This window comes from Robiginitalea sp., assembly GCF_982776155.1.
This window is the reverse complement of sequence record NZ_CEXZKX010000015.1, coordinates 1-4598: the sequence shown is the minus strand read 5'-3', so window position 1 is coordinate 4598 and position 4598 is coordinate 1. Positions and strand designations below refer to the sequence as shown.

The following is a 4598-nucleotide window of genomic DNA, read 5'->3' as shown; positions in this document are numbered from 1 at the left end:
TCAGCGCCGATGGTACTGCCTCACAAGGTGGGAGAGTAGGTCGCCGCCTCCTTTAAACAGAAGCCCCTCACAGCAATGTGAGGGGCTTTTTTTATGTAACCGTAACGGGCAGTCAGCGGGTAGGAAACGCATCCGGCGCAATTGGGCTTCAATCGGGATTTTGGGTTATATTTAGGCAACCGACTGATAGTTTAGTGACCGACTGACCCGCCAATGAGCAACCAACCCGCCGACAAGAAGTTTAAGAAGTGGCTGGACATCCTCCAACAGGAGAGCTGGCAGCTCGAACTGATCATCTCGGGGTTTGCCATTTACGGGCTTTTCATGGTCATCGACCCGATTGAGTTGGCCGCACAGCAGGCCGAGAATGACAACAACGTCTATACCACGCTGCTCTACCAGGGGCTCGAGATTTCCTGGTACATCATCACCATTAACCTGATCGCCCACGTAATCCTCAGGGGGTTGTGGATCGGCGCCATTGGCCTGCGCTATGTATCCGGGGAAATCGACTACGACCGGCTCAACTACAGCCCGAAATTCAACCGGCACCTGCAAAAACGCGTAGGGTCTTTCGACAACTACGTAGCCCAACTGGAGAAGTACTGCAGCGTGGTTTTTGCCGTCACCTTCCTGCTGGTTTTTTATCTGCTGGGCCTCCTGGTTATAACGTTTTGTTTTGTCCTGATGGCCCTCTGGATGGAAAAGGACGATACCCCGGAATGGGTGGGGGACTGGGTGGTTACGCCCCTGATCATTTTCCTGAGTGCGGGCATGGTGCTGACGTTTATCGACTTCGTCACCCAGGGTTGGCTGAAGCGCAAAAAATGGACCACCATTGTGTACTATCCCTTCTACTGGGTTTTTAAATTCCTGACGCTTTCCTTCCTGTATCGCCCGATGGTCTATAATTTTCTGGACACGAAGTTCGGAAAGCGCCTGAGCTGGCTGGTAGTCCCGATCTACCTGGGCCTGACCATCCTGGCGGGGACCGGCTTCAGCACGTCCAATTATCTGAGGAAGGAATTCAATACAAACGAGTATTCTGCAGGCAAAGCGAATTATGTAGACGAACTGGATGAAGACATCTATTTTGTCGACCGGGCGTCCATCCCCTCAAAGGTCATTACCGACCCGTTCCTGAACGTCTTTGTCGTCTACGGCAGCACCGTAGAGGACGATGTGTTTTATTTCAACAAGGAATTGGAACCCGAAGAAGACCGCCGGGGCATTTTCTCAGTTTTTTCAGAAGGCCACCTGGGTTGGCAACAACTTTCCGAGGGCACCCGGGACTACCTGAGTACCCTGGAGGACATGTATACCCTGTCGGTGGATAGCCTGGATTTCAAACCGGAATTTGTCTTTGCCCTTAACCGGCGAAACCAGATAGGTTACGAGACCTTCCTGGACCTCGAACAAGTGGCCAGCGGCAGGCATACCCTCCACGTGCGCCGCAAGGACCACCGACGCGATTCCGTCTATACCCGCACGGTTATTCGGATCCCGTTTTGGTATTTCCCGGACAGGCAATCTGTTCGGCCAACAAACAATGCGAATGATTAAATGACTTATATGAGAAATCTCGCCTTATTTTTTTTGCTGTTTACCTGTTGTGGCCTGCTCCGGGCGCAGGGGAACCTCAAAGCCCTTGTGGGGGGGACACTGATCGACGGCTACGGGTCCGCGCCCATCCAAAACAGCGTTATTTTGATAGAAGGGGAGCGCATCAAAGCCGTCGGGACGGTTGGCACCCTCGAAGTACCGGAGGGGGCGGAAGTGATTTCCACCGAAGGCATGAGTGTACTCCCCGGGCTTTGGGACATGCATGTACACACAATGATCAACGGGCACGCGGATTATGCCTATTGGGATAAAACCTATCCACCGCTTTTAAAAGACGTTATCATGCCGGCATCCGCCCACCAGTTGCTGATGGCCGGGGTGACCAGCGCCCGGGACCTGGGCGGGCCGCTGGATGAGAGCCTCGCAGTCCGGGACGCCATAAACAAAGGGGAACTACCCGGGGCCACCCTGTACGTATCCGGCCCGTTTATCCAGCACGCGCCCTACCCGGGTACCGAAGCCTTTCGCTGGGGCGTGAACGGGGCGGAAGATGGCCGCCGTAAAATCCGCCGCCTGGCGGAGGCCGGGGTGGACTTTATCAAGCTCGTCGACCAGGACCAGATGACGATGGAGGAACTTCGGGCCGTTGTGGAGGAGGCCCACAAGAACGGCCTCAAGGTGGTGGCCCATGGGCACCGGCCGGAAGAAATCCGCAGGGGGCTGGAAGTAGGGGTGGATTGCTTTGAGCATACGGGCCTCTCTTCGGCCCCCCGTTACCCGGAGGACGTGATGGAGATGATCCGCGAGCGCACGGCACAGATGAACCTGGGGCCGCTGTTCTGGTGCCCCACTGTAGAGGGCCTGTACAATTATGAATACGTACGGGACAACCCGGAGAAGCTCGACAACGACTCCTGGCACCTCGGGTTGCCGGACAGCGTGATTGCCGATATCCGGCAGAGCATTGAGCACCCGGACCGATTGCCGTATTTTCAGTTAACCCCTTCGCGCCGGCCCACCCTGAAGACCAAGATCCGGCAGTTGCTGGATGCCGGGGTGGTATTGTTGGTGGGAACAGACAGCGGAATCCCCATGAAATTCCACAGCCAGTCTACCTGGAACGAACTGGATGTTTGGGTCAATGAATTTGGCATCGACCCGATGTATGCCATCCGGGCGGCTACTTACTGGCCGGCCCTCTGGACCGGCGTGGCCGACGAGGTGGGCACCATTACCCCGGGGAAATACGCGGATATCATCGCTGTGGACGGGGATGTCCTCCGGTATATCAGCCTGTTGCAGGATGTGGACCTGGTAATCAAACGGGGCAGGCAGTATAAATAACGACCGGGGCTAGGCCGGTTGCCGTATCTTTGCGGCTTTCAACCTGGCAACAGATGGGGCACATCGATTACAAACAAGAGGAACACTGGAATACGGGCACCCACGCCCTGGGAATCCTTCTGGGGGTCATCGGGGCTGTGTACCTCATTGGGCAATCAGACCGGATGGATACCATATCCCGGATGGCCGTCTGGATCTATTCCTTTTCCATTTTGCTGCTTTTCACCGCCTCCACGGCCTACCACTGGGTAGCGGATCCCCGGATAAAACGGCGCCTGCGGATCCTGGACCATATCAGTATCTATTACCTGATCGCCGGCACCTATACCCCGGTGGCCCTGATCACCCTGAGGGACGGGAATGGATGGATTCTCTTCTGGGTTATCTGGGGCATGGCGCTGTTCGGCACGGTGCTGAAACTCTTTTTTACCGGCCGTTTCGAAATTTTTTCGCTCCTCCTGTATCTGATCATGGGGTGGCTGATTGTCATCGATTTGTCGTCCCTGTTGCAGCAGCTTAGCCCGGAAGGCACCTTCTGGTTGGGTCTGGGCGGGGCATTCTATACGCTGGGAATCTTTTTTTACGCCATTCGGCGAATTCCCTTCAACCACATGATCTGGCATTTTTTTGTCCTTGGAGGAGCTATTTCGCATTGGTTCCTGATCCTCGGCCTTATTCGTGCTGCCTGAGGCAGGATCAGGGTTTTTTTACCGGGGCATCCGGCACGTCCAGGCTGCCCGCCGCATAGCGGATACCCGACAAGAGGAATTCCAGGAATTCGGCGTTTTCGAAGTTCTGGGCATTATGTGTGGGGGCACATACAAAAATCTGGCCCCGGCCATGGGCCCTGATCCAGGAAATATACCGGATGGGATCCTCCAGGTATTCCGGTTCCAACCCGTAAAGTTCGCGAGCATCCATGTAGAGCAACGGCCGAAAATTCTTATCCGAATAGGCGTTTTTGAAGAAATAGGGTTCGTCCGTAATGGTAAACCCCTCGCCGTTGAAAGGGCGGAGCAGGGGATGGTCCGGTTCCGCCAGCTCAATGGACACCGGCTGCTGGGGCGGGTGAAAATCAAAGCTTCCGCCCGTCATCCGGCTAAAGGCCATGGAATTGTTTTGTATGGTCGTGCCGCCGTGCAGGAGCACCAGGCCTCCCCCGTTGGCAACGTAATCCATCAGGTTTTTTTCAAGGCGGGCGGCTTCCGATTTCCTGAGGCTCTCCGGCATATCCGCGTTTTTCCGGAAGACGTCGTAGAAGAGGTCCCGGTAATCCCGCTCCGGGCAGGTATTGTTCAGTACCACGGCGTCAAACCCGGCCAAAACTTCCGGTTCAAAAACAGCGATATCCTTTGAGGCCCGGGAGCTGGCAAACCCGGATTGGGACAGCAGGAGTTTTACCACCTCCTCGGTATGGGGTATGGACCAGTGCTCGTACCCTGTATGCAATGAAAAAACCAGGATGTTCCGGTCAGCGTCCTCTTTCCCTTCCGCGCTCTTGGGGGCAAGCGCCTCGATGCGCTCCAGCCATTGGTCTGTAAGCGCTATGGGCGGAAGGTCCTGGGCCGTGGCTTCCAGGCATCCTGCCAGGCAAATCATAAGGAAAAGGAATTTTTGCATCGGGCCGGCATTTTTACGGGTTGCCGGCAAAATACGAAATCCGGGGGGATTGGGGCGCACCTTCCGGGGGG

At 55.7% G+C, this 4598-nt stretch carries 4 protein-coding genes; 3 read left to right on the top strand and 1 reads right to left on the bottom strand.

All coding sequences use genetic code 11. The features are described 5' to 3' along the window. The first annotated feature begins 213 nt into the window (after positions 1-213). From AC3DKS_RS14860 to trhA, 3 genes are read left to right on the top strand one after another with little or no spacing between them, the layout of a single operon-like run. Positions 214-1563, top strand: coding sequence for a hypothetical protein (locus tag AC3DKS_RS14860; protein WP_272607432.1), 1350 nt, complete (start codon positions 214-216; stop codon positions 1561-1563). Positions 1564-1572: 9 nt separating this feature from the next. Further along, on the top strand, positions 1573-2907 hold the full coding sequence (locus AC3DKS_RS14855; protein WP_272607431.1) for an amidohydrolase family protein: 1335 nt from the start codon (positions 1573-1575) through the stop codon (positions 2905-2907). Between the two features lie 53 nt (positions 2908-2960). Then, on the top strand, positions 2961-3596 hold the full coding sequence (trhA, locus tag AC3DKS_RS14850) for a PAQR family membrane homeostasis protein TrhA (RefSeq protein WP_015755201.1): 636 nt from the start codon (positions 2961-2963) through the stop codon (positions 3594-3596). Between the two features lie 7 nt (positions 3597-3603). Here the strand turns inward: trhA and AC3DKS_RS14845 are convergent, their stop codons facing one another. Then, a complete protein-coding gene (locus AC3DKS_RS14845) occupies positions 3604-4527 on the bottom strand; it encodes a ThuA domain-containing protein (RefSeq protein ID WP_272607430.1) in 924 nt (307 codons plus the stop codon). Between the last annotated feature and the right edge of the window lie 71 nt (positions 4528-4598).

Coding starts and splice junctions, on each gene's coding strand:
- AC3DKS_RS14860 (WP_272607432.1), top strand. CDS start 214: ATGAGCAACCAACCCGCCGACAAGAAGTTTAAGAAGTGGCTGGACATC.
- AC3DKS_RS14845 (WP_272607430.1), bottom strand. CDS start 4,527: ATGCAAAAATTCCTTTTCCTTATGATTTGCCTGGCAGGATGCCTGGAA.
- trhA (WP_015755201.1), top strand. CDS start 2,961: ATGGGGCACATCGATTACAAACAAGAGGAACACTGGAATACGGGCACC.
- AC3DKS_RS14855 (WP_272607431.1), top strand. CDS start 1,573: ATGAGAAATCTCGCCTTATTTTTTTTGCTGTTTACCTGTTGTGGCCTG.